Raw genomic sequence first — 22,919 nt, 5'->3', positions numbered from 1 at the left:
CATCACCTGTCTAGACGGTACAGTGTTTTGTGGGAGCGGCACGAAGGGTTAATGCTGCGGTTCATCCTTAAAAACACACTCAAAAACATAAGATTCAAGGGCACAAAAAAGGGGCTTAATGCCCCTTCAAGTGGATGGAAGCGTCTATGGTTTCTGTAACCAAAGCAGGCTGGGAAATAATTATTCGCGGTAGCCAGTGCGGGTGGTTACATCGGGCTCACGGTAGTGAACTGCCTGATCATCACGCTTCTTACCAGCCAAGCCAGCCAGACCCAGCAGGCCCAGCAGACCCAACCAACCCCAGTCAAAGCCATCGTTGGACTCAACATCAGCAGTCGGGGTCGTATCGTTGGTCGTATCCGGAGCGGTGGTGGTGGTCGTCGTGTCGGTGGTGCCTGTCGTTCCTGTCGTACCCGTAGTCGCAGAAGCGATCGTTGCAGGCAGAACGCTGAGGCTCAGAGCCAGTGCGCTAGCACCAATCATTTTAGAAAGTTTCATGATTCGTCTCCTCTTTCAGATTTCTAGTCGTTTTTAGTCAATGATGAAAAGGATTTACCTTTTGGTCGTCCTAATGAATGACGATTATGTTTGGCAAGCCGTTACACCTTCTAACAGTACCGAGACAGCCAGGTTATCTGAATCAACCCTCGGCTAGAACCTCAACTACGACCTTTCTCTTACCAGAGAGATAGTAAAAGCGGGGATCGGTCAATATTTAGAACTAGAAAATTCGCTTAGAAAAATGAGAGTCCTGGTATAGTTTGGCTCAAAGTTGCTTCCAGCAGGAATTTCAGCGCTTTCTAGAGAATTTGATTCTCGGAAGCTTCCCCATTTGTTTATTCTGGTTCTGTTGGCTTCAATGATTAGATTTTCCTTTGAGTCATGGCTGGACATAGTAAATGGGCAAATATCAAACGCCAGAAAGCGCGAGTAGACGCAGTAAAAGGCAAAACGTTTGCCAAAATCTCGCGGGCGATTATCATTGCGGCTCGGACTGGGGGCGGTGATCCCGACGGTAACTTCCAGCTTCGCACGGCGATTGATAAAGCCAAAGCCGCAGGCATTCCCAACGAAAATATCGATCGCGCGATTGCGAAAGGAACCGGAAAACTCGGCGGCGATGCGGACGCGATCGAGGCAATTCGCTATGAAGGATACGGTCCAGGCGGCGTAGCAGTTTTAATCGAAGCATTAACCGATAATCGCAACCGTACAGCAGCGGATTTACGGGCAACTTTTAGCAAGCGGGGCGGCAACCTGGGAGAAACGGGCTGTGTCGGTTGGATGTTTGAGCAAAAAGGCGTCGTCACTCTAAAACCTGCACCCATGCTGCAAGGCAGAAAAGAAGTTTATGAACTAAAGGAAGATGAGCTGCTAGAAGCTTCTCTAGAAGGCGAGGCAACATCCTATGAGTTTACCGAGCTAGACAACGATATTCCTGGTGCTGAAGTATTCACCAACCCTGCCAATGTAGAAAACCTGGCGCAAGTACTGCAAGACAAAGGCTACATCATCATTCAGTCCGAGTTGCGCTGGTTCCCTAACAACAGCGTTGAAATCACCGATTCAGATCAAGCTGTTCAAATGCTGCGGCTTATGGATGGCCTGGAAGACCTGGACGATGTTCAAAGTGTCACAGCTAATTTTGATATGGCAGACGATTTGATGACGCTGAGTATGGTTTAGCACTTAGTTCAGGTCGCTTATACGAAGGCTGGAGGAAGGGGAAGATAGGGGCGTCGAGCCAATCTCTGGCTCCAGCTTTTCCTCCCTGATCTTGAAAAAAGCACGACTTAATATGGGAGAAGTCAAACCAGACTGAGCAACCGATCCCCAAAAAGAAATTTCTGATAAGTATTGTTACCTGTCGGTGATATGATTTTTAAGGGTCGAGTTGACCCATTCCAACAGTCTGGATCAGGTTCTTTTGTCTTGTGAGCTCGCCAGAATCTCCAGTTCAACCCCCAACCCCCGAAAATGCAGCCGAAGCTTCCGGCGGTCTTCCTCCGGAACCCGATTCATCCATGCAAGAGTATTACCAGCTCCAGCAGGATTTGTTGAAGGGAACTCTGATTCTAACAGGGATTATTTTTGGCTCTGTCTGGGTTTTTTATTCCCTTAACATCGCTCTTAATTACCTCATTGGAGCGTGCGTCGGTGTGGTTTACTTGAGAATGTTGGCGAGAAACGTCGCGCAGTTGGGCAGGGAAAAACAGAGTTTGGGCAGCACACGCCTTGCGCTCTTAGTTGGAGTAATTGTCGTTGCTTCACGACTGGAAGATTTGCAAATTATGCCGATCTTCCTGGGCTTCCTGACCTACAAGGCTGCTGTGATCTTCTACATGCTGAAAACCACCATCTTACCTGACTCTTAATAGACTCAGGACATCCTAGCACCCCTTAAGATACTGGGACATTTTTCGCATGGAAATGTTATACACGCTGAATGCCCTAAGCTCTTTTTCCCTGGCAGAGTTAGAGGTTGGCAAGCAGTTTTACTGGCACGTTGGCAATCTGGAGCTGCATGGTCAGGTTTTCCTGGTTTCCTGGTTCGTGATTGGCCTGCTGGTGAGTGCCTCCATCCTCGGAACTCGGAATATCCAGATGGTTCCAGGCGGTACTCAAAATCTGATGGAGTATGCGCTGGAGTTCATTCGTGACCTGGCGAAAGCCCAGATTGGGGAAAAGGAGTATCGTTCCTGGGTTCCGTTTATTGGAACGCTGTTTCTGTTTGTTTTCGTCTCAAACTGGTCTGGCGCACTGCTGCCCTGGAAGCTAATTCACATCCCTCAGGGCGAGTTAACTGCTCCAACCAGCGACATCAACACCACGATCGCGCTGGCGCTCCTGACGTCTCTGGCGTATTTCTACGCAGGATTTCGGAAGAAGGGATTGGGCTACTTTGGTAACTATGTCCAGCCCGTTCCGTTCATGCTTCCTTTCAAAATTATCGAAGATTTCACCAGGCCTCTCTCGCTCAGCTTCCGATTGTTCGGAAACATCCTGGCAGACGAGCTAGTGGTTGGGGTACTGGTTCTCCTGGTTCCGCTGTTTATTCCGCTGCCGGTCATGGCTCTGGGTCTGTTTACAAGCGCAATCCAGGCACTGATTTTCGCAACGCTGGCAGCCTCCTATATCGGCGAGGCAATGGAGGATCATCACGGTGAAGGGCATGAGGAACACTAGATTCCTCAGTTGAGGGATACCGCATATCCCGCTATCGAATGGTTTCGGCGATCGCTTTTAGAATTCATTTTGAGAATTCATCCGCGATGCTGAAGCTCGTATTGCAGCGTGAACAACGCTTACTTGGTTAGACCATATCTATCTAGTCGTTTTTGTACTGTAAGGCAAGGAAAAATCATGAATCCGACAATTGCTGCTGCTTCTGTTCTCGCTGCTGCTCTGGCTGTAGGTCTGGGCGCGATCGGTCCTGGCATTGGTCAAGGTAACGCCGCAGGTCAAGCTGTAGAAGGGATTGCTCGTCAGCCCGAAGCAGAAGGCAAAATTCGCGGTACGCTGCTGCTGAGCTTGGCGTTCATGGAAGCGTTGACGATTTACGGTCTGGTAGTTGCGCTGGTGCTGCTGTTCGCAAACCCCTTCGCGTAAGTCAACTAGGTCAATTTACTCTAGCGGAGGCACGACCCCCTTCGTGTCTCCCTTGATTCCCTTGACTTAAACCTCTCTATAATCTTTGTCGTTTGACCCCATTTGGGAACTGCGGGGCAATTTAACTATGATGCACTGGACTATCCTGCTGGCTGCTGAAGCGGCTGCCGAAGGAGGCAAGGGAGGACTGTTTGACATTGACGCGACGCTGCCACTCATGGCAGTTCAGTTTTTGATCCTGGTCGCGCTTCTCAATGCCCTCTTTTACAAGCCTCTGGGTAAGGCACTAGACGATCGAGAGAATTTTATTCGCACCAATCAGGCGGAAGCGCGTGAACGCCTGGCAAAAGCAGAGAATTTGGCAAAACAGTACGAGCAGGAGCTGGCAAGCACTCGCCGTCAGGCGCAGGCAGTAATTGCTGAAGCAGAAGCGGACGCTGAGCGAATTGCGGCTCAAAAAATGGCTGAAGCACAGCAGGAAGCTCAGGCGCAGCGCGAGCAGGCACAGGCTGAGCTAGACCACCAGAAGCAAGAGGCAATGCAATCACTTGAACAGCAGGTCGATTCGCTGAGCCATCAGATTCTGGAGAAGCTGTTAGGTACGCAGTCGGTGGGTTAATGGGGCGAGGTAGTTCTCTATGATAACCATGAGAAATTTATTTTTACTGACTGCTGAAGCGGAAGCGCACGGGTTTGGAATTAACTTCGACATTCTCGAAACCAACCTGATTAACTTAGCGATTATTATCGGCGTTCTCATCTACTTTGGACGGGGCTTCCTGGGTAAGACACTCTCCGAGCGTCGCGCCAACATCGAAAACTCGATCAAAGAGGCAGAGCAGCGCAAGCAGAAAGCTGCCTCAGCCCTGGCAGAACAGCAGCAAAAGCTGGCTCAGGCACAGCAGGAAGCCACTCGTATTCGCGCCGAGGCAGAGGAACGGGCAAAGGCAGCGCGGGAAGCCGTTCTGGTGCAGTCTGAGAAGGACATTCAGCGTATGAAAGCCGCCGCAGCCCAGGACTTGAACTCGCAGCAGGAACGAGTGATTGCTGAACTGAGACAGCGCATCGCAGATTTGGCGTTGCAGCAGGTTGAGTCCCGGCTTCGATCGGGTCTGAGCGATGAAACCCAGCAACACCTGATCGATCGCAGTATTGCTACGATAGGAGGCGCGTCATGAGGTCATCTTTAGTCTCTACAGAAATCGCAGAGCCTTATGCTCAGGCGTTAATGTCGATCGCACAGTCGCAGGATTTGGTCGATCGCTTTTCAGAGGATGCCAATTCTCTGCTAGCCGCCCTGAAAGAGTCTGACGATCTGAATCTGCTGCTGTCTAACCCCTTTTTCAAAGCGGATCAAAAGAAAGCAGTTCTGCGCCAGATCGCAGGCGATCAGCTTCATCCTTATCTGACCAATTTCTTGATGCTGCTAGTCGATCGCGGGCGCATTGTGTTTCTGCCGGAAGTCCTAAATCAGTTTAAGGAACTGGTGCGGAAGCTGAAGCAAACCGTACTGGCAGAAGTGACCTCTGCTGTTGAACTGAATGAAGGACAGCAGGAAGCAATCCGCGAGAAAGTGAAGGGCATGACTCAGGCGCAGCAGGTAGAGCTGGATATTCGCATCGACCCAGGCTTGATGGGCGGCGTGATTATCAAAGTCGGCTCTCAAGTGGTAGATGCAAGTCTGCGCGGTCAATTGCGTCGGATTGGCGTGAAGCTGGGCAGCGTAGCTTAATCGCTCGTATTCCTTCAAGAACTGTTTAGGTTTGGCGGTTATTGCGTCTTTCGTTCTTAGTTAAAGCCGTTCTTAGTTGAACCATAGAGAGAAACACCAATGGCGATTAGTATTAGACCCGACGAGATTAGCAGCATTATTCGGCAGCAGATCGAGCAGTACGACCAGGATGTGAAAGTTTCCAATGTGGGAACCGTGCTTCAGGTTGGCGACGGTATTGCCCGCGTGTATGGTTTGCAGCAAGCAATGGCAGGCGAACTGCTCGAATTTGAAGATGGTGAAGTCGGTATTGCGCTCAACCTGGAAGAAGACAACGTGGGCGTGGTGTTGATGGGCGACGGTCTGGGCATTCAGGAAGGCAGCTCAGTTCGCTCCACGGGCAAAATTGCCTCGATTCCTGTAGGTGAAGCGATGATCGGTCGCGTCGTGAACGCACTGGCACGTCCGCTCGACGGTAAAGGCGAAATCCAAGCCTCTGAAAATCGCCTGATCGAATCCGGCGCACCGGGAATTGTCGATCGCCGCTCAGTTTATGAGCCGATGCAGACGGGGATTACCGCAATTGACGCGATGATTCCGATCGGTCGGGGGCAGCGTGAGCTGATCATTGGCGACCGTCAGACAGGCAAAACCACAATTGCCGTGGACACGATTCTGAACCAGAAGAGCGAGAACGTGATCTGCGTTTATGTGGCGATCGGTCAGAAGGCTTCGACCGTGGCTCAGGTGGTGGAAACCCTGCGCGAGCGAGGCGCACTCGACTACACGATCGTCGTCGCAGCAAACGCAAACGACCCGGCAGCTCTGCAATACCTGGCTCCCTACACGGGCGCGGCTTTGGCGGAGTATTTTATGTACAAGGGCAAAGCGACGCTGATTGTGTACGATGACCTTTCCAAGCAGGCGCAGGCATACCGCCAAATGTCGCTGCTGCTGCGTCGTCCGCCGGGCCGGGAAGCATACCCCGGAGACGTTTTCTATCTCCACTCCCGTTTGCTGGAGCGGGCTGCGAAGATGAGCGATGAACTGGGCGGCGGCAGTATGACAGCTCTACCGATCGTTGAAACCCAGGCAGGTGACGTATCGGCATACATTCCGACCAACGTGATTTCGATTACTGACGGCCAAATCTTCTTGACCTCGAACCTGTTTAACTCCGGTCAGCGTCCGGCGGTAAACCCCGGTATCTCGGTATCCCGTGTGGGTTCGGCGGCACAAACCAAAGCAATGAAGAAAGTTGCAGGTAAGGTAAAGCTGGAGCTGGCGCAGTTCGATGAACTTCAGGCGTTTGCTCAGTTCGCGTCTGACTTGGACAAGGCAACCCAGAACCAGCTCGCGCGCGGTCAGCGTCTCCGTGAGATTCTGAAGCAGCCGCAGTACTCGCCGCTTTCGGTAGCAGAGCAGGTTGCCATCATCTATGCTGGAATTAACGGCTATCTGGATGAAATCCCGACCAATAAAGTGACGAGCTTTGCGAAAGGTCTGCGCGACTACCTGAAGACGAGCAAGCCTCGCTACATGGAAATCGTCGGCAACGACAAGCAGCTTAACGACGAAGCTGAGTCCCTGCTGAAGGAATCGATCGCTGAATACAAGAAGACCTTCAGCGCCATGTAGGTCTGCCCAATAAAGGGCAATTCATACTTTGCAGTCAGTTGTTCCAGTCTGATAGTCCAGTCGGGATGGCTGACTGCTCTTTGAGGAACGAAAGATGCCAAACCTAAAAGAGATTCGCGATCGGATTCAGTCGGTCAAAAATACGCGCAAGATTACAGAAGCCATGCGTCTGGTGGCAGCTGCGAAAGTACGCCGCGCTCAGGAGCAGGTAATTGCTACCCGTCCCTTTGCCGATCGTCTGGCTCAGGTACTTTACGGACTGCAAACTCGTCTGCGGTTTGAGGATGTAACTCTGCCCCTGCTGCGTCAGCGAGAAGTGAGGACGGTAGGACTGCTGGTTGTTTCGGGCGATCGTGGCTTGTGCGGTGGCTATAATGCCAACGTGATCCGCCGAGCCGAAGCCCGTGCTAAAGAACTGAAGGCGGAAGGTCTGGACTATCGTTTTGTAATCATTGGTCGCAAAGCAAGCCAGTACTTTCAGCGTCGCGATCAAGTGATTGATGCAAGCTTCACTGGGCTGGAGCAGGTTCCCACAGCGGCTGAAGCGTCTAGCATTGCTGACGAACTGCTGAACCTATTTCTCTCAGAAACCGTCGATCGGGTAGAGCTAATCTACACGAAGTTTGTTTCGTTGGTGAGTTCTCGCCCGGTGGTTCAAACCCTGTTGCCTCTCGATCCTCAGGGCTTGGAAGCGCAGGATGACGAAATCTTCCGCCTGACCACTCGCAGTGGTGGTTTTGCAGTGGAACGGGAGAGAGTGGGAGCCAGTATGCTGCCTCCACTGCCTAGAGACATGATCTTTGAGCAAGACCCGGTGCAAATCCTGGATGCGCTGCTACCCCTCTACTTAAATAACCAGCTTCTCCGCGCCCTGCAAGAATCTGCGGCAAGTGAACTCGCTGCCCGGATGACGGCGATGAACAACGCCAGTGACAACGCGAAGGAACTGATTAAGACGCTGACGATCGGCTATAACAAAGCCCGTCAGGCTGCGATTACTCAGGAAATTCTGGAAGTGGTTGGCGGCGCAAACGCGCTGGGCTAAGCTGCAATTGATTGATGCTGAGCTAATTTGTAATACTGTCACCTCTGAGGCGGGATGTCCCGCCTTTTTTGTTTGCCTGTATCAAGTTACCCGACGCACAGAAGTGCCGGAATGCAGGATAATGGAAAAGTTTTATTGTATTTGTACCGAGCGATTTCAGACCAGCCATGCGGACTCATTATTGCGGAGAGCTTCGAGCCGGAAATGTCGGAGAGACAGTCACCCTATTTGGATGGGTCGATCGTCGCCGCGATCATGGGGGCGTGATTTTTGTGGATTTGCGCGATCGCACGGGAATCGCCCAGATTGTCAGCGACCCTGAGCGTACGCCCGAATCCTACAAAACTGCAGACGATCTGCGAAACGAGTACGTGGTAAAAGTTACCGGACGCATCAGCAAACGTCCGCCTGAGTCGCTAAATCCCCGCCTTCCGACCGGCGAAATCGAGATTTATGCCGACCAAATTGAACTGCTGAGTCCGGTTCGTAGGCAGCTTCCATTCCAGGTTTCGACTGCCGAGCAGGAATCGGTGCGGGAGGAACTGCGGCTGAAGTACCGCTATCTGGATTTGCGGCGGGAGCGGATGAGCCAGAATATTCAGTTGCGGCATCAAATTATCAAAGCCGTTCGCCGCTATCTGGAGGACGCAGAAGGCTTTATTGAGGTGGAAACGCCGATTCTGACGCGATCGACCCCCGAAGGTGCAAGAGATTATCTTGTCCCCAGCCGCGTGAATCCGGGTGAGTTTTTCGCGCTCCCCCAGTCGCCTCAGTTGTTCAAGCAGCTTTTGATGGTGTCGGGACTCGATCGCTACTATCAAATTGCGCGATGCTTTCGCGATGAGGACTTACGGGCAGATCGTCAGCCGGAGTTCACCCAGCTCGATATGGAAATGAGCTTTATGAACCAGGAGGAGATCCTGGAACTGAACGAGAAGCTGGTCTGCTCAATTTTTAAGCAGGTGAAAGGGATTGATCTCCCGCGTCCATTTCCTCGATTAACCTACCAGGAGGCAATGGATCGCTACGGCTGCGACAAGCCTGACACGCGCTATGGGCTGGAACTGGTCGATGTCTCTGACCTGATGAAAGACTCTGGCTTCAAAGTCTTTTCGGGTGCAGTGGCAAGCGGGGGCATTGTGAAAGTGCTGCCCATCCCGGGCGGGAATGATGCCTTTTCAAATGTGCGAATCAAGCCGGGCGGTGATTTGTTCAACGAAGCAACCAGCATGGGCGCAAAAGGACTGGCATACGTGCGAGTGCGGGACGGCGGCGAGATTGATACGATCGGCGCAATTAAAGACAACCTCACCGAGGATCAAAAAACCGAGTTGCTTCAGCGCACTGGCGCACAGCCTGGGCATCTGCTGCTGTTTGGAGCCGGAGATGCGCCCACGGTGAATAAGACACTCGATCGCCTGCGCCAGGTGACTGCCCGTGAACTGAATCTGGTGGATTCTACTAAACTCAACTTGCTCTGGATCACTCACTTCCCGATGTTTGAGTGGAACGCGGACGAAAATCGACTGGAGGCACTGCATCACCCGTTCACCGCCCCCTTTCCAGAAGATGCCCACGATCTGAAAACGGCTCGTGCTGAGGCATACGATCTGGTCTTCAATGGGTTTGAAATCGGTGGTGGCAGTCTGCGGATTTATCAGCTCGATATGCAGCAGCAGGTGTTTGAGACGATCGGTTTATCGACCGAAGAAGCGCACGAAAAATTTGGCTTTTTGCTGGAAGCGTTTGAGTACGGCACACCGCCTCACGGGGGAATTGCTTACGGAGTCGATCGCCTGGTAATGCTGCTTGCGGGAGAAGAGTCAATCCGCGACGTGATGGCATTCCCGAAAACGCAACAGGCAAAATGCCTCCTCACAAATGCGCCTTCCGAAGTGGATACCAAACAGCTTAAGGAACTGCATATTGCCACAACGGTAAAGCCTAAGGTCTGATAATTAGGAATTAGCCTTCAGCCGATCGAACGATAGGATGAGTTGGGCGTAACGTATTAAGAACAGGAAGCGATGGGTCAGGCGATGCGGAAAGGTTTTCTTATGCCGTCATTAACCTGTTGCCTAATTCCCTCGAATTGATGCGTTACGCTGTGCTGACCCATCCTGTGCAAGAGCGATGCGACAGACAGGGGAGGCAATATTATAGATTTGAGGTTCGGGAAGCTAGCCCTGACTTCGATACCCTTGTGCTAGTCGATCGGGCGAAACGCCTAGAAAATACCCGGCAATCATCGCTTGATTAATCAGGGTAGTTTTAGCCACACCCAGTTTCTGCCAGCGTCGCCCAGAAGTCACGACTGAAGCAGGGGCAATGCGGATTTTGCCCTGTTGACGCAATCGCAGCACTAACTCAAAATCTTCCATAATGGGCATTTGGGGAAAGCCGTCGATTTCGTAGAACGTTGAGGCTTTTAGAAAAATTCCCTGGTCGCCATAGGGCATTTGCAGCAGCTTCGATCGCCGATTAACGCCCCACTCTACCAGCCGCAGTCCTGTTCCCTGTCCTTTGATTTGCAGTTGGAACGCTCCGGCGATCGTCTCTGGCTGAGCTAAAGTTTGCCTCACCAGAGCAGGAAAGCCAGCCGGAAGTTGGGTATCGGCATGAAGAAACAGCAAGTTCTCGCCAGTTGCCAGCTGTGCTCCAAGATTCATTTGTATGGCGCGATTCCGGGGGGCAGAAATCACAGGAATCTCCAACGCTTGAACTTGAGCGATCGTATCGTCTTCACTTTTGCCGTCAATCACCAGGATTTCGATCGCTTCCTCGCCACAAGCTTGCCGCAGATTGTGTAGCGCGGATTGAATCGATCGCCCTTCGTTCACTGCCGGAATAATGACCGATAATGGCGCAGTTTTTGCCTTTGCCCGATGCCAAATCGGTAAATCTTCCGGGTAGTCGATATCGCTCAGTTCATCTAAATCGGCAATCTTCAGGTTCAGGTGTTCGGCGATCGTCACCGTTTGCCGCAGCACTGCAGCTGTACCCCAGTTAATATCCTTAAATAATTCTGGGATTAACCGCTTCATGCCGATCAGATAATAGCCGCCATCGGTTGCTTTGCCCAAAACGAGATCGTGCGATTGGAGTTGATTGTATGCCTCTGTGAGGCGATCGGCATCTAAGCCGGGGCAGTCTGTGCCGATCGCGAGAACTTTCTCACACCCTTGGGCAAAGGCATTTTGGAAGGCTGCGATCAGCTTCACTCCTAAATCACCCTCGACCTGCGGAGAATAGAACCAATCTGAGCCAAGCCAACTGCTAATTTGCTGAAGTTCGCCTGCTTCAGAGCTTGCCGCATAGCAAATCTCCGCCGCGCATTTTTCTGTTTGAACGACTACCCCTTCAGGAAACTGCGAAGCAATCGGCTTTACTTGCCTTAGCGTATGCTCGGTCATTTGACGCTGAAGTAAGGCGGCTCCTTCGGCTCCTAGCGCGGGAATAAGGCGGGTTTTCGCTTTGCCGGGAACAGGGTAACGAGTGAAGATCAGCAGGCGATTGGCAGTACGTTGCGCGTGGTCAGAAGAAATCAAGAGATTGACCGGAGAATTACTTTTTGACTTTAGACGATCGAACTCATTGAAAGCCAGGGCGATCGCTGAAACAAAAGCTTAGAGAATGTTTGAACCTTTAGGATTGTCTCTCCGAGCTACTCTCTAGCCTCCTTTGGGAAAAACCCAGCCTCCTTCAGGATTCAAAGTCCCAAAGTTAGAGGATTTAGAAGGCAATGCAGGACTTTACCTTGTTCAACTTTCCGCTAAACCTGCACTTCTGCCATCGCCGCTCGAACGCGCTCCACGTCACCCCGGCGATACATCCAGGTTCCGTCTTTTTTATTGCGACCGACAAAGCGGGCTTTCACTTGAGCCAGGTCTAGCTGTTGCTGTGCTTCGGTGGGGGAACAGTTGAGCACAACGGCAGCGTATTTGAGCGGCATCCACTGACGGTAAAATCGGGCAATCAGCACATCGTCCGACTCGTTCAAAATTTCCTGCATGAGTCGCTTCAGCAGGAGCCAACAAGCCAGTGTATCCGCTTCGGCGCGGTGCGATCGTCCCACGTCAAACTGAAAATGTTCGACCAGTTTCGGCAAGCTACGTGACGGCAAATCAGGCAGCATCAGGCGAGAGAGCTGCACCGTGCAAAGCTGCTCTTCTTTTGGCTTCTCAAACACAGTTTCCAATCGATCGAACTCCGATCGCAGAAACCCATAGTCGAAGCTGAGATTATGAGCGGTGAGAATGCCCTGGCTCAGCAGGGGGAGGAAATTGGGAAGCACCTCCGCGGCGACCGGGGCAGCATTCACCATCGACTGCGTAATTCCGGTGAAGCGCACAATGCGATCGGGAATTCGAGTCTGGGGATTAATCAGGCTGGTTCGCTGCTCTAGAATACCGTCTGCTAACGTCGCGTGAATTACAGAAACTTCGGTCACGCGATCGCCGCGAGAAAACCGTCCAGTGGTTTCAACATCCACCACCGTAAAAATCTGCTGACTCATTTGACGGTAGCTTTGAAGCAGTTCGATCGATCGCACCAGGATTCTCCTTTTGGCTTTGCAGCGAGGTTTACGGTAGAAAGGTTCTTATGCCAATTTCTAAAAGTCGTAGGGCAGATTCTGGCAGGCAGTTAACCTTAACTATCATCGCAAAAAGTCAAGCAAAGCCGATCGCATCACCTCTACGGGAACCGATTGCTTGAGCCAGAGCTGAAGGGCGACTGCTCCCTGCTGCACGAGCATTTCTAATCCGTCGATCGCTACACAGCCCTGAGCCGCTGCTTGTTGAAGAAATTTTGTCGGCCGGGGTGTGTAAATCAAGTCATAGGCGATTGCGCCAGCAGGTAATTTTTCCAGCAGGGCGGGATCGATCGGAGAGCGGTCAGCATCGGGAGCCATACCAATGGGCGTGGTATTGACAAGTAGGTTTGCCTGGGATAACCGATCGGGAAGTTCCTGCCATTCGGCAACGAAGAGATGAGCGGAGACGGGGTGATCCTGCCAGCTCTGCCAGAAAGTCTTAAGCTTTTGCCGATCGCGCCCAACGACATGGATTTGACGACAGCCAATTTGATAACAGCCCGCAACGACTGCACGAGCCGCCCCGCCATTGCCTAGAATGAGGGCGGTTGCTTCTGCCCAGTTTTGGGACTGGAGCGGCGCAAGGAATCCATCGAGGTCGGTGTTTGTACCATACCAGCCGGATGCAGTGCGGCAAACAGTGTTGACAGCCCCGATTGCCTTTGCCGTTTCCGATATCTCGTTGAGTAGCGGCATGATTGCCTGCTTATGCGGAATGGTCACGCTAAAACCTTGAAGCCCGATCACCTCGAAGCCATCCAGGGCACGCCGGAGATTGATTGGGTCGATCGGAAACGGCAGGTAAACATAATCCACTCCCAGAGCAGCGATCGCAGCATTATGCATGACGGGAGAGAGGGAGTGTTCGATTGGATGTCCAATCACACCAAGCAGTTTGGTTTTACCAGTAATCATGAAACGGTTAGGTGAGGTAATCATTCGGCAACTATACAGAAGGCAAGAAACAAAACAGGCAGATCGGAAATCTGTGCCAAAATCAAGGAGTGACGGGCGTTAGGTCGATGATGCTGGAGCAGTTGCTACAAGAGCGATACAAAATTATCGCAGTCTTAGAAGCGGGTGGCTTCGGGCAGACCTACCTGGCAGAAATGCTGATGGGCGAAAATCCATCATCGCAGAATCAAACTCTTTGCGTTATCAAGCAGTTTAAGCCTAGCAATACTGACAATCATTTTTTAGAAACCGCTCGTCGCCTGTTCAGAAACGAAGCAGAAATTCTGAGACGACTGGGAGAACATCCGCAGATTCCCACGTTTATCGATTTCTTTGAAAAAGAGGGCGAGTTTTTTCTGGTTCAGGAATTTATTGAGGGTAAGTCTCTCAGCCGAGAACTGCTCGATCGCCCTTGGACAGAAGCCGAAGCGATCGCCTTTTTGCACGATATCCTGGATGTGATTGAATTTGTCCACAACCATAACGTAATTCACCGGGATATTAAGCCTGCCAACCTGATTCGGCGAATGGAGGACGGCAAGTTTGTTCTGATTGATTTTGGCGCGGTCAAGGAAATTCAGTCCCAGCTCCGCAATGATCCAGAACGATCAGCTCTCACGGTTAGCATTGGTACACCGGGCTATACGCCTGCCGAGCAGCTTGCAGGTAAACCGCGCTATTGCAGCGACCTATACGCACTGGGCATGACAGTTATTCAGGCACTTACTGGCTGTCAGCCCACCCAAATGACAATGGATAGCGATAGCGGTGAGTTGGTTTGGTCGTCGCCCCTGATCAGCCCCGGTTTTAAGGCGGTTCTCACGCGTTTAGTGCGCTATCATTTCAGCCATCGCTATCAGTCTGTTGCAGAGCTGCGGCAAGCCTTGGCGCACATGGCAGATGCTTCTTTCAAGGAGGAGCTTTTCGAGTTTGATTCGTCTGAGCAGACCATGCTGCCCTCTGCCTTGCTCGCAGACTCTTATTTATCCGACTATTCCAGGGGTGGAACAGCTCTGCACGGCTCAAGTGGCTACTATCGCTATGTACCTCGCGATGCCCAGCAAACCTGGCGCAATCGACTGCGCTCTGGCTGGAAACTTTTCCTGGCAACAACGCTCACCGTTACGGGGCTGATTGCCGGAGCTGAGCATCTGGGCTGGCTACAAACCCCTGAACTCGCGGTTTACGATCACCTGATGCGCTTGCGTCCTGATCCCGGCACTGATCCCCGGCTGCTCACGGTTGAGATCACAGAAGCCGATTTGCAAAAGCTTCAGCGTGCTACGCCATCGGATCGTGATATGGCACAGGTCATTCAAAATATTGCCGCCGCAAATCCCCGCGTGATTGGCATGGATCTCTATCGCGAACTGCCGCAGGAACCTGGTCATGCCGAACTGATGCAGCAGCTTCAGCAAACGGGAACGATCGCAATTATGAAGTTTGGCGATCGGGGCACGATCGAAATTCCGCCGCCGCCCAGTTTACCCCCAGAGCAGGTTGGGTTTAACGATCTGCTGATCGATCCAGATAATGTGGTGCGTCGCAGCCTTTTGTTTGGCTCAGTGCCGCAGGGAACCTACCCCTCGTTCGCCCTGCAGGTCGCGCTGAAGTATTTGGCTGCTCAAAGCATCCAGCCGCAAGCTAGCCCTAATTTCCCGCCTGATGCCGCAGTAATGCAAATTGGCAAAACTGATTTTGTTCCACTTGAGCACAGTTTTGGCGGCTATCAGAGCAATGAAGTGGCTGAAGGCTATCAGATGTTGCTGAACTATCGATCGCCTCAACGTCCGACGCAAACTGTTTCCTTTACCGATGTACTTGAAGGCAGGCTTGACCCAACCCTGGTTAAGGACAAAATTATCCTGATTGGCACAACGGCTCCTAGCGGCAAAGATTTGTTTTATACGCCTTTCAGCGCCGGGACAGCAACCGAGCATCAAATGGCAGGCGTAACGGTTCATGCTCAAATTGTTAGCCAAATTTTGAGCAGTGTGCTGGATGAGGTTTCGCTATTTCGCACGCTACCCGATTGGGGCGAAATTCTTTGGATTGGAGGCTGGGCAGCGATCGGCAGTGTCTTGCTCTGGACAGTACGCCATCCGCTTAAACTAGGGGCAGGTATCCTGATTGGTTTGGGCACGATCGCTGGAGCCAGCAGTGTTGCGTTTATTTACTACCTGTGGATTCCTGGTGTTGCACCCACGCTCGCCTTTGTAGTAGCCGGAATTGGGACGATTGCTTATCGGACTGCCAGAAACCAGATTGCAGATGCTTCCTACTCGATCATTCATGATGCCAACGCTCCAACTCAGCCCCTAAGTCAAACGAAGCGTTAGCGGGCGAAAGTTTGCAGGGTGTAGGGCAATTTGCGAATTACCTTTGCAGGCTACCTTAAATCCTATTTCCATTCAGCAATGCCGAAACAAGAAAGAATGCAAGAAATAAGAGACGATCGGCATTAAAAAAGGGGCACTCAGCCCCCTTAAATTTGACTCGAATTGAGTTTGTATCGTATTTTTAGCCACCGATCTGGAAGTTGGTAGGTCCTTGATAGCCCGACGCCTCAGCAAGCTGCTGGAGGGTTTGGGTTCCAGAAAGCTTTTTACCGTTAACTTCCCAGGTCGGATAGCCCTCAATCTGCTGGGCTGTGCAAAGATCAGGCTGAGCATTTTGCCCGTCAGGAGCGCACTCCACATAGGTCACTTCTCGCCATGCCTGCTGACCAAAAAGCTGTTTTTGGTCGTGGCAGTGCGGACACCAGTATGCGCCGTACATCTTCGCGTTGATGCTCTTCAAATGCCTTGCCAGCGCAATTTCTGCCTGACCGGATGTGGAAGTAATTGCCGGACCCGATTGACTGGATGCGTCAGCCGTCGCAGAACCGCCTACGTTGGCATACACGCCCAGCGTCCCCACAATCGTTACCATTGCCACAATAATTCCCGTAAACAATAGCTGCCCGACATCATCCCAGGCGCGACCCAGTAGCGTCAGCACAAATAGTGTCAGCGCGAACAGTGCCGAGGCAATGCAGTAGTAGCAAATCCCCCCTGCTCCATAAACAGCAACAAACTGGCTCGCCATGATGTACATCAGATAGCCGCTAAACACCAGCATCGCAGTTGAGCCGATGAACAACAGCAGCCAGGTCCAGTTCTCAAGTGTTGCTCGAAGCGGCTTATTCTGATCAGGATTCACAGTTAGCGGAGCTAGAGCAAACCCTGCAATTCCGATGTATGCCAGCAGCCCAAATAGCGAAAGCGGTACACCAAACACATAGGCATAGGGGCTGGATAAAACCTGCTCACAGCCACTCGTCGGACAGGCAGCTTCTCCGCCAAACAGTTTCGTTGCAGTAATGTATCCCGTGTTGAGTGCACCCAGGATCGCAACAGCGGCAATTAATAGACGCGAATTGCGGTGAATCCAGGGAGCTTGACGGCGACGACTACTCATAGAACCCCTTCTCGATCGTGTCACTTGCACCAAACCTACTCAACTTGACTCATCCATTTTGGCTCAATCTGTTAAGGATGAGTCTGAATTTGTCAAGGATTTTCTCTAAGAACGTACAGGCATTGAGGAAACGGTTTGAGCCGACCCCTTCGCTGTCAGGCTGCGCTGCATTGCCTCGACAAACTGACTGACGCGGATTGGGTCAATCGGCTGATCAATTTGTCCCCGCCGCTTGAGCGAACTGGAGACGATGACGCCATCAGCTGCCTGAATCAGGCGAGGAATATTTTCCCAATTCGCGCCGCTGCCAATAAACACAGGCGTACCGTTTGCTGCTGCACTTGCTAGCTCCAGATCTTCCAGACTAGGGGGGCTTCCCGTTGCCCATCCAGATAGAATCACGCCGTCGGCTAAGCCGCGATCGATTGTCTCCTGCACCGCAGTGGTCAAATTTGGAGAACCCAGGGGACGAGCGTGTTTCACCAGCACATCCGCTAGAATCTTGACATCGCTGCCCAATTCCCGCCGATAGCGCAAAAGCTGGTGTGCCTGTCCTTCAATCAAGCCCTGATCCGTTGCCATCACCCCAGTCAGCACATTGACGCGAATAAAGTGTGCCTGAACGCAGGTTGCGATCGCCATTGCGCTTAGAGCGTCGTTTCTCAGAACGTTGATGCCGATCGGCAGCGTCACCAGATTCATGAGTCGCTGCACGACCAGACTCATCGCGCTCACTGTCGCCGGATTAACCGTATCTTTAGGAAAGGGCGCATCAAAAAAGTTTTCAACGATAATGCCATCAACCCCGCCCGATGCCAGAGCAGTCGCTTCCTGTTCTGCACGATCGATAACGGCTTTGAGGCTGCCTCCCCATCGGGCAGAAGTAGGCAGCGGCAGTAAGTGAACCACACCGATGATGGGATTGGCTGTCTTAAAAGTCTGTAATAAGTCCACAGGTCTTTGCTAAATCCGGACTCGGCGGAATAGAAGGCATAGAAATGGCGCGAGTTACTGCGCCCCATAGACTTACTTTAACAGCCAATTGAGCCTCAAACGGGAACTCTCCTCAGAACGAGCAAAGTTTGAGATTCGCGTTAACAAATTGAAATCTATCTATGTTAAGATTATTATCAGATACAGATTCGCTACGCGATTGCAATTCACGGCGTACGCGCATTGCTCTAGTTGCAGGTTCAGCTTTACTCATCCGTTCTTTTCTCTGCGATTCAACTCATTTGTGCAGAGGACGCGCTAGGATAGTGAAGGCGATTTAGTTGCTTCTAGATCAAGTGTACAGGGAGGCAAACGTCCAGTCCGTTGATGACGCGATCGCCACACTCGCTGCTAAGACTGTTCTGTTTGTCTTAACTTACCACCTGTCTCACCTATACGGATAACTGCATGGGCGAAAAGCCAACCATTGCAATCACTCATTTGGGTTGCGAGAAAAATCGAATTGACTCAGAGCACATGCTCGGTCTGCTGGTTCAGGCAGGCTATCAGGTAGATTCCAACGAGGAGCTTGCCGATTACGTCATTGTTAACACCTGTAGCTTTATTCAGGCCGCCAAGGAGGAGTCTGTCCGTACACTGGTTGAACTGGCAGAAGCAAATAAAAAAGTTGTAATCACAGGCTGCATGGCGCAGCATTTTCAGCAGGAATTGCTCGATGCTCTCCCCGAAGCGGTGGCGATCGTGGGAACAGGTGACTATCACAAGATAGTGGATGTGATCGAGCGTACGGCATCCGGTGAACGGGTGAAGGAAATCTCACAGGAGCCGACCTTTATCGCTGACGAAACGATGCCCCGCTATCGCACCACGACAGAAGGCGTTGCCTATCTTCGGGTTGCCGAAGGCTGTGACTATCGCTGTGCATTTTGTATTATTCCCCATCTCCGTGGTAATCAGCGATCGCGTTCGATCGAGTCGATCGTGGCAGAGGCTCAGCAACTTGCCTCAGAAGGTGTCCAGGAAATCATCCTGATTTCTCAAATCACCACGAACTACGGACTGGATCTCTATGGCGAGCCCAAACTTGCGGAACTACTGCGGGCACTGGGTAAGGTCGAAATTCCCTGGATTCGGATGCACTATGCCTATCCGACTGGACTAACTCCCAAGGTCATTCAGGCGATTCAGGAAACGCCAAACGTGTTGCCCTACCTTGACTTGCCGCTTCAGCATTCCCACCCGGAAGTGCTGCGGACAATGAATCGTCCCTGGCAGGGTCAGGTGAATGACGGCATTATCGATCGCATTAAAACTGCTTTGCCCGACGCAGTCCTTCGCACGACCTTTATTGTCGGCTTTCCTGGCGAAACGGACGAGTATTTTGAGCATCTGCGGCAGTTTGTGCAGCGGCATGAGTTCGATCACGTTGGCGTGTTCACTTTCTCCCCTGAAGAAGGAACCCCGGCTTACACTCTGTCAAACCAGCTTCCCCAAGAGGTGATGGACGATCGCCGAGATGCCATCATGACCCTTCAGCAACCGATTTCTCTCCGGAAGAATCGAGCTGAAATCGGCAAGGTTGTTGATGTTTTAATCGAACAGGAAAACCCTGACACTGGGGAACTCGTCGGGCGATCGGCTCGTTTTGCCCCCGAGGTTGATGGGTTGGTTTATGTCCAGGGTGAAGCGCGGCTGGGGACGATCGTTCCCGTTGTGATTGCAGATGCTGATGTGTATGACCTTTACGGTCGTGTCGCAGATCCGACAACCCAACTCCGAGGCGCGTTCGATCGTGTCTCTGTTCATCGTTAATTTCCTATTTCAAATTTCAAACTTCTAAAGTCTTAAGGAGTCTTAATGACGCTTTCTTTCAACGGCTTAGGTCTATCAGAGGCGGGAGTTCGCCATCTCGAAAAGGCAGGATTCACCGTTCCCACTACGATTCAGGCGCAGGCAATTCCCCATCTGCTCTCCGGGCGAGATGTGGTCGGTCAGGCGCAAACGGGAACAGGTAAAACCGCTGCTTTCTCGCTGCCTCTGCTAGAGCGCATTGATTTAAATAACGGAGCAGTGCAAGCTCTCATCCTTACCCCGACCCGTGAACTGGCACTTCAGGTTTACCAGTCAATTCGGTCATTGAACCACGATCGCCGTCTGCACGTTCTGCCTATTTATGGCGGACAGGCGATCGATCTGCAAATTCGTCGGCTTCAGCGCGGTTGTCAGATTGTGGTGGGTACGCCCGGTCGCGTGCTGGATTTGCTGAAGCGAGGCGACCTGAACCTGCGGCAGCTTAGCTTCTTGGTGCTGGATGAAGCCGACGAAATGCTGAACATGGGCTTTATCCAGGACGTTGAAAGAATTCTCAGCCAGGCTCCGGCGGAGCGGCAGACGGCTTTCTTTTCCGCCACGATGGAACCCTCGATTCGGGAACTGGCAACGAAGTTTTTGCGATCGCCCGTCACCGTCACGGTTGAGCAGCCTAAAGCGGCTCCCACCCGGATTAATCAGATTGCCTATATCGTTCCGCGAGGCTGGACCAAGGCGCGTGCCCTGCAGCCTATCCTGGAAATGGAAGACCCGGAATCGGCACTCATCTTTGTCCGTACCCGGAAGGCCGCGGCGGAGCTGACACGCCAACTCCAAGCAGCAGGTCACAGCGTTGATGAATATCACGGCGATTTGAGCCAGTCTCAGCGGGAGCGGCTTTTGCTGCGGTTCCGCCAGCGTCAGGTACGCTGGGTTGTAGCCACTGACATTGCGGCACGAGGTCTGCACGTTGAAGATCTTACTCACGTCATCAACTACGACCTACCTGACAGTGTCGAAAGCTACGTTCACCGAATCGGGCGTACCGGACGCGCAGGCAAAGAAGGGACAGCAATTTCGCTGATTCACTCGCTTGACAAGCGCAAGCTGCGGGACATCGAGCATCACATTCGCCAACGCTTAGAAATAGGTACGATCCCCACTCGTGCTCAGATCGAAGCCCGCCACCTGGAAAAGCTGCAAGGTACTTTGCGCGAAGCCCTCGCTGGCGAGCGGATGGCATCCTTCCTGCCGATCATCGCTCAGCTGGCTGAAGAGTTTGAGCCAAACATGATCGCGGCGGCTGCGTTGCAAATGGCGTACGATCAGATTCGCCCAAGCTGGATGCGCGTCGATCAGGGCTATGTCGAGGAGCCGATCGTTGACGAACCTAGACCGCGCCGTGGTCCGAGAAATGATTCTCGCCATGATTCTCGCCCGGATGGTCATCGTTCAAAGCCGATCAAGCGCAAGTCCCCAGTACCGTCGAAATCCTAGTATTAAAGGCTAAGCAGTGAGTTTGATCGCAAGACTCACTGCATCGGCAAATTCTTCAATTTTCACAGGGTGCGTTCCGGCGTACCCTTTTTTAATTCAGTTTTGAGCTTAGAAACTGCCCACCCACACCTACAAATTTCGGCAAAACCTGCCCTCATCCACCATCCATCCCCACCATTCACCCTTCCGCCTTATTCCCTCACCCCCTCACTTCTCCTGCTGCCATCGCCAGTTATACCGATTCCATTCATAAATGCCTTGAATCTCGTATTCCAAGCCGTTCTCAAAGCGAACAGTGCAGCTTGCATGAGATAGGCTACTGTCCTGCCGCAAACCAATGACTGTGCAAGGAATCCATTCGCGGCTGCAAGGTCCGTTTTCCTGCACCCATTCCCACAGCCCATTAGAGACTTCGATTCGATCGCCCACCCTGAGCGCAATCGCTGCTTCGTCAGCATAGGCGGCAATATGAACTGGCTGAATCTGCTCTAGCCAGGCAAGCCCGTACTCAGTGCGAACAAACTGAATTTCTCCAGAGTTTTGCTGTTGTAGCCAGTCATTTAAGAGCTGAGCTTTCCACGCTCGGTTCTGTTGATTCTGCTCCTTGATATAGCGTAGAAGCGTGCGCCGCTGTTCTGGCGTGAGATTATCTAGGGGATTTGTAGAGGCAACTGACCGATCGGTTCGCTGGGACTCGGTTTGTTCACCCTGAGTCAATTTATCGAGCAGGGCCCGCAGCAAAATCTCCTGCTGAATTGGATCAAGAGGGCATCCGGCAGCAAGGCATTCGCCAAAGGCAAGCCGCAAGGCAGCTTCTATCTCTGTTGGGGACATCCCACACACCCTCCCGTCCGAAACGCTTAACTTTTACTTAATCCGGTTTTGGGGATTGATCTCAACCCAGTACAGGATAACGGTATGCTAATTTTTATAAAGATTTTGTTAATTCAATTAACCTCACACGTTATGAGCTTGGAGATCCCGGAGTCGATCAAGGTTTGGAGCCAGTTTGGACATCCTGTGCTGATGTGGGTGCTGTTTGCTGCCACTGTCTATGCCGCTTATCTTGGCTTTCAGTGGCGACGTGCCCGCACTGCAACAGGCGACGAGAAAAAAGAACTGTTGAAGGGTCGGTACAACATTCGACATCATCAGTACGGGGCAGTGCTGCTGCCGCTGATGGTGATTGGGACGATCGGCGGAATGGCAGTGACCTATATTAACAACGGTAAGCTATTTTTCGGTCCTCATTTGCTCGCAGGGCTGGGAATGACGGGGCTGATTGCAACTTCCGCTTCGCTCACGCCGTTTATGCAGAAAGGGCAGGACTGGGCACGAGTTACACACATTGCGCTGAACGTGGTGCTAGTAGCTCTGTTTGGCTGGCAGGCTGTGACGGGAATGCAGATTATGCAGCGAATTTTGGAGCGGATGGCAGGCTAATCATTAAATTTTCTGGATTTTCAGAATTCTGGGAATTTTGGGGATTTGAACAGTCCGAAATTTACGAGGGGTAGGTTTGACAGTGATATGCTGTCTGGAGAAACCTACCCTTTTTGCTGGTTTTTGTCCAACAAGAGGTGGATGGCAAGGTTTAGAGGTTCTACATTGCCCCAGCTTTCCTAAGAATCGGGAACTAGGGGGCAGTT

The 22,919-nt window shown here is 52.0% G+C and carries 21 protein-coding genes; 14 read left to right on the top strand and 7 right to left on the bottom strand.

Annotated elements, in window-relative coordinates; translation table 11 throughout:
• Positions 1-180: 180 nt before the first annotated feature.
• Complete coding sequence (locus tag NDI45_RS01090) at positions 181-498, bottom strand: WGxxGxxG family protein (RefSeq protein WP_190791180.1); 318 nt, start codon at positions 496-498, stop codon at positions 181-183.
• A 384-nt stretch (positions 499-882) separates the two neighbouring features.
• Here NDI45_RS01090 and NDI45_RS01085 point away from each other — a divergent pair, with 384 nt between their 5' ends.
• From NDI45_RS01085 to aspS, 10 genes are all read left to right on the top strand, one after another.
• A complete protein-coding gene (locus NDI45_RS01085; protein ID WP_348245801.1) occupies positions 883-1,686 on the top strand; it encodes a YebC/PmpR family DNA-binding transcriptional regulator in 804 nt (267 codons plus the stop codon).
• Between the two features lie 248 nt (positions 1,687-1,934).
• A complete protein-coding gene (locus NDI45_RS01080) occupies positions 1,935-2,375 on the top strand; it encodes an ATP synthase subunit I (protein WP_348245800.1) in 441 nt (146 codons plus the stop codon).
• A 55-nt stretch (positions 2,376-2,430) separates the two neighbouring features.
• The gene (gene atpB / locus NDI45_RS01075; RefSeq protein ID WP_190794136.1) at positions 2,431-3,186 is read left to right on the top strand and encodes a F0F1 ATP synthase subunit A; all 756 of its coding nucleotides are present in this window, start codon (positions 2,431-2,433) and stop codon (positions 3,184-3,186) included.
• 177 nt (positions 3,187-3,363) lie between these two features.
• Positions 3,364-3,609: an ATP synthase F0 subunit C gene (gene atpE / locus NDI45_RS01070; protein ID WP_088893994.1), complete on the top strand. Its 246-nt coding sequence runs from the start codon at positions 3,364-3,366 to the stop codon at positions 3,607-3,609.
• A gap of 127 nt (positions 3,610-3,736) precedes the next feature.
• Complete coding sequence (locus NDI45_RS01065) at positions 3,737-4,228, top strand: F0F1 ATP synthase subunit B' (RefSeq protein ID WP_190794132.1); 492 nt, start codon at positions 3,737-3,739, stop codon at positions 4,226-4,228.
• 28 nt (positions 4,229-4,256) lie between these two features.
• Positions 4,257-4,787: a F0F1 ATP synthase subunit B gene (locus tag NDI45_RS01060; RefSeq protein ID WP_190794131.1), complete on the top strand. Its 531-nt coding sequence runs from the start codon at positions 4,257-4,259 to the stop codon at positions 4,785-4,787.
• On the top strand, positions 4,784-5,341 hold the full coding sequence (atpH, locus tag NDI45_RS01055; RefSeq protein WP_348245799.1) for an ATP synthase F1 subunit delta: 558 nt from the start codon (positions 4,784-4,786) through the stop codon (positions 5,339-5,341). Before NDI45_RS01060 ends, atpH begins: the two co-directional genes overlap by 4 nt.
• A gap of 99 nt (positions 5,342-5,440) precedes the next feature.
• The gene (gene atpA / locus NDI45_RS01050) at positions 5,441-6,958 is read left to right on the top strand and encodes a F0F1 ATP synthase subunit alpha (RefSeq protein ID WP_190794129.1); all 1,518 of its coding nucleotides are present in this window, start codon (positions 5,441-5,443) and stop codon (positions 6,956-6,958) included.
• A gap of 94 nt (positions 6,959-7,052) precedes the next feature.
• Positions 7,053-8,003 (top strand): F0F1 ATP synthase subunit gamma, encoded by a 951-nt coding sequence (locus tag NDI45_RS01045; RefSeq protein ID WP_190794128.1) that lies wholly within the window; start codon positions 7,053-7,055, stop codon positions 8,001-8,003.
• Between the two features lie 167 nt (positions 8,004-8,170).
• Positions 8,171-9,958, top strand: coding sequence for an aspartate--tRNA ligase (gene aspS, locus NDI45_RS01040; protein ID WP_348245798.1), 1,788 nt, complete (start codon positions 8,171-8,173; stop codon positions 9,956-9,958).
• Positions 9,959-10,183: 225 nt separating this feature from the next.
• Here the strand turns inward: aspS and NDI45_RS01035 are convergent, their stop codons facing one another.
• From NDI45_RS01035 to NDI45_RS01025, 3 genes are all read right to left on the bottom strand, one after another.
• On the bottom strand, positions 10,184-11,551 hold the full coding sequence (locus tag NDI45_RS01035; RefSeq protein ID WP_190794126.1) for a TIGR04283 family arsenosugar biosynthesis glycosyltransferase: 1,368 nt from the start codon (positions 11,549-11,551) through the stop codon (positions 10,184-10,186).
• A gap of 224 nt (positions 11,552-11,775) precedes the next feature.
• A complete protein-coding gene (locus NDI45_RS01030; protein ID WP_347277917.1) occupies positions 11,776-12,555 on the bottom strand; it encodes a 3'-5' exonuclease in 780 nt (259 codons plus the stop codon).
• A gap of 105 nt (positions 12,556-12,660) precedes the next feature.
• Positions 12,661-13,512: a shikimate dehydrogenase gene (locus NDI45_RS01025; protein WP_190794125.1), complete on the bottom strand. Its 852-nt coding sequence runs from the start codon at positions 13,510-13,512 to the stop codon at positions 12,661-12,663.
• 107 nt (positions 13,513-13,619) lie between these two features.
• Between NDI45_RS01025 and NDI45_RS01020 the strand changes: the two genes are divergently transcribed.
• Positions 13,620-15,890 (top strand): CHASE2 domain-containing protein, encoded by a 2,271-nt coding sequence (locus NDI45_RS01020; protein ID WP_348245797.1) that lies wholly within the window; start codon positions 13,620-13,622, stop codon positions 15,888-15,890.
• A 181-nt stretch (positions 15,891-16,071) separates the two neighbouring features.
• Here NDI45_RS01020 and NDI45_RS01015 read toward each other — a convergent pair whose 3' ends face one another.
• A complete protein-coding gene (locus tag NDI45_RS01015) occupies positions 16,072-17,010 on the bottom strand; it encodes a vitamin K epoxide reductase family protein (RefSeq protein WP_190794123.1) in 939 nt (312 codons plus the stop codon).
• A gap of 105 nt (positions 17,011-17,115) precedes the next feature.
• The gene (btpA, locus tag NDI45_RS01010; protein WP_190794122.1) at positions 17,116-17,964 is read right to left on the bottom strand and encodes a photosystem I biogenesis protein BtpA; all 849 of its coding nucleotides are present in this window, start codon (positions 17,962-17,964) and stop codon (positions 17,116-17,118) included.
• A 447-nt stretch (positions 17,965-18,411) separates the two neighbouring features.
• Here btpA and rimO point away from each other — a divergent pair, with 447 nt between their 5' ends.
• Entirely contained in the window at positions 18,412-19,776 is a 1,365-nt protein-coding gene (rimO, locus tag NDI45_RS01005; RefSeq protein WP_348245796.1) for a 30S ribosomal protein S12 methylthiotransferase RimO, read from the top strand.
• Positions 19,777-19,821: 45 nt separating this feature from the next.
• Complete coding sequence (locus tag NDI45_RS01000; RefSeq protein ID WP_190794120.1) at positions 19,822-21,270, top strand: DEAD/DEAH box helicase; 1,449 nt, start codon at positions 19,822-19,824, stop codon at positions 21,268-21,270.
• A 207-nt stretch (positions 21,271-21,477) separates the two neighbouring features.
• Here the strand turns inward: NDI45_RS01000 and NDI45_RS00995 are convergent, their stop codons facing one another.
• Positions 21,478-22,104, bottom strand: a complete 627-nt coding sequence (locus NDI45_RS00995) for a hypothetical protein (RefSeq protein WP_348245795.1) — start codon at positions 22,102-22,104, stop codon at positions 21,478-21,480.
• A gap of 132 nt (positions 22,105-22,236) precedes the next feature.
• Here NDI45_RS00995 and NDI45_RS00990 point away from each other — a divergent pair, with 132 nt between their 5' ends.
• Entirely contained in the window at positions 22,237-22,713 is a 477-nt protein-coding gene (locus tag NDI45_RS00990; RefSeq protein ID WP_348245794.1) for a DUF4079 domain-containing protein, read from the top strand.
• The last annotated feature ends 206 nt before the right edge of the window (positions 22,714-22,919 follow it).

The sequence above is a fragment of the Leptolyngbya sp. GB1-A1 genome (genome assembly GCF_039962475.1).
Classification (GTDB): Bacteria; Cyanobacteriota; Cyanobacteriia; order Elainellales; family Elainellaceae; genus Leptolyngbya_A.
Note: the sequence above shows the minus strand (reverse complement) of the source record. Positions and strands in the feature narration are given on the sequence as shown.

Excerpts from the sequence above, each read along its gene's own strand:
- NDI45_RS01045 (WP_190794128.1), top strand. The coding sequence starts at position 7,053 with ATGCCAAACCTAAAAGAGATTCGCGATCGGATTCAGTCGGTCAAAAAT.
- NDI45_RS01020 (WP_348245797.1), top strand. The coding sequence starts at position 13,620 with ATGATGCTGGAGCAGTTGCTACAAGAGCGATACAAAATTATCGCAGTC.
- NDI45_RS01000 (WP_190794120.1), top strand. The coding sequence starts at position 19,822 with ATGACGCTTTCTTTCAACGGCTTAGGTCTATCAGAGGCGGGAGTTCGC.
- atpE (WP_088893994.1), top strand. The coding sequence starts at position 3,364 with ATGAATCCGACAATTGCTGCTGCTTCTGTTCTCGCTGCTGCTCTGGCT.
- rimO (WP_348245796.1), top strand. The coding sequence starts at position 18,412 with ATGGGCGAAAAGCCAACCATTGCAATCACTCATTTGGGTTGCGAGAAA.
- aspS (WP_348245798.1), top strand. The coding sequence starts at position 8,171 with ATGCGGACTCATTATTGCGGAGAGCTTCGAGCCGGAAATGTCGGAGAG.
- NDI45_RS00995 (WP_348245795.1), bottom strand. The coding sequence starts at position 22,104 with ATGTCCCCAACAGAGATAGAAGCTGCCTTGCGGCTTGCCTTTGGCGAA.
- NDI45_RS01060 (WP_190794131.1), top strand. The coding sequence starts at position 4,257 with ATGAGAAATTTATTTTTACTGACTGCTGAAGCGGAAGCGCACGGGTTT.
- atpA (WP_190794129.1), top strand. The coding sequence starts at position 5,441 with ATGGCGATTAGTATTAGACCCGACGAGATTAGCAGCATTATTCGGCAG.
- NDI45_RS01025 (WP_190794125.1), bottom strand. The coding sequence starts at position 13,512 with ATGATTACTGGTAAAACCAAACTGCTTGGTGTGATTGGACATCCAATC.
- atpB (WP_190794136.1), top strand. The coding sequence starts at position 2,431 with ATGTTATACACGCTGAATGCCCTAAGCTCTTTTTCCCTGGCAGAGTTA.
- NDI45_RS01085 (WP_348245801.1), top strand. The coding sequence starts at position 883 with ATGGCTGGACATAGTAAATGGGCAAATATCAAACGCCAGAAAGCGCGA.
- NDI45_RS01015 (WP_190794123.1), bottom strand. The coding sequence starts at position 17,010 with ATGAGTAGTCGTCGCCGTCAAGCTCCCTGGATTCACCGCAATTCGCGT.
- NDI45_RS00990 (WP_348245794.1), top strand. The coding sequence starts at position 22,237 with ATGAGCTTGGAGATCCCGGAGTCGATCAAGGTTTGGAGCCAGTTTGGA.
- NDI45_RS01090 (WP_190791180.1), bottom strand. The coding sequence starts at position 498 with ATGAAACTTTCTAAAATGATTGGTGCTAGCGCACTGGCTCTGAGCCTC.
- atpH (WP_348245799.1), top strand. The coding sequence starts at position 4,784 with ATGAGGTCATCTTTAGTCTCTACAGAAATCGCAGAGCCTTATGCTCAG.
- NDI45_RS01065 (WP_190794132.1), top strand. The coding sequence starts at position 3,737 with ATGATGCACTGGACTATCCTGCTGGCTGCTGAAGCGGCTGCCGAAGGA.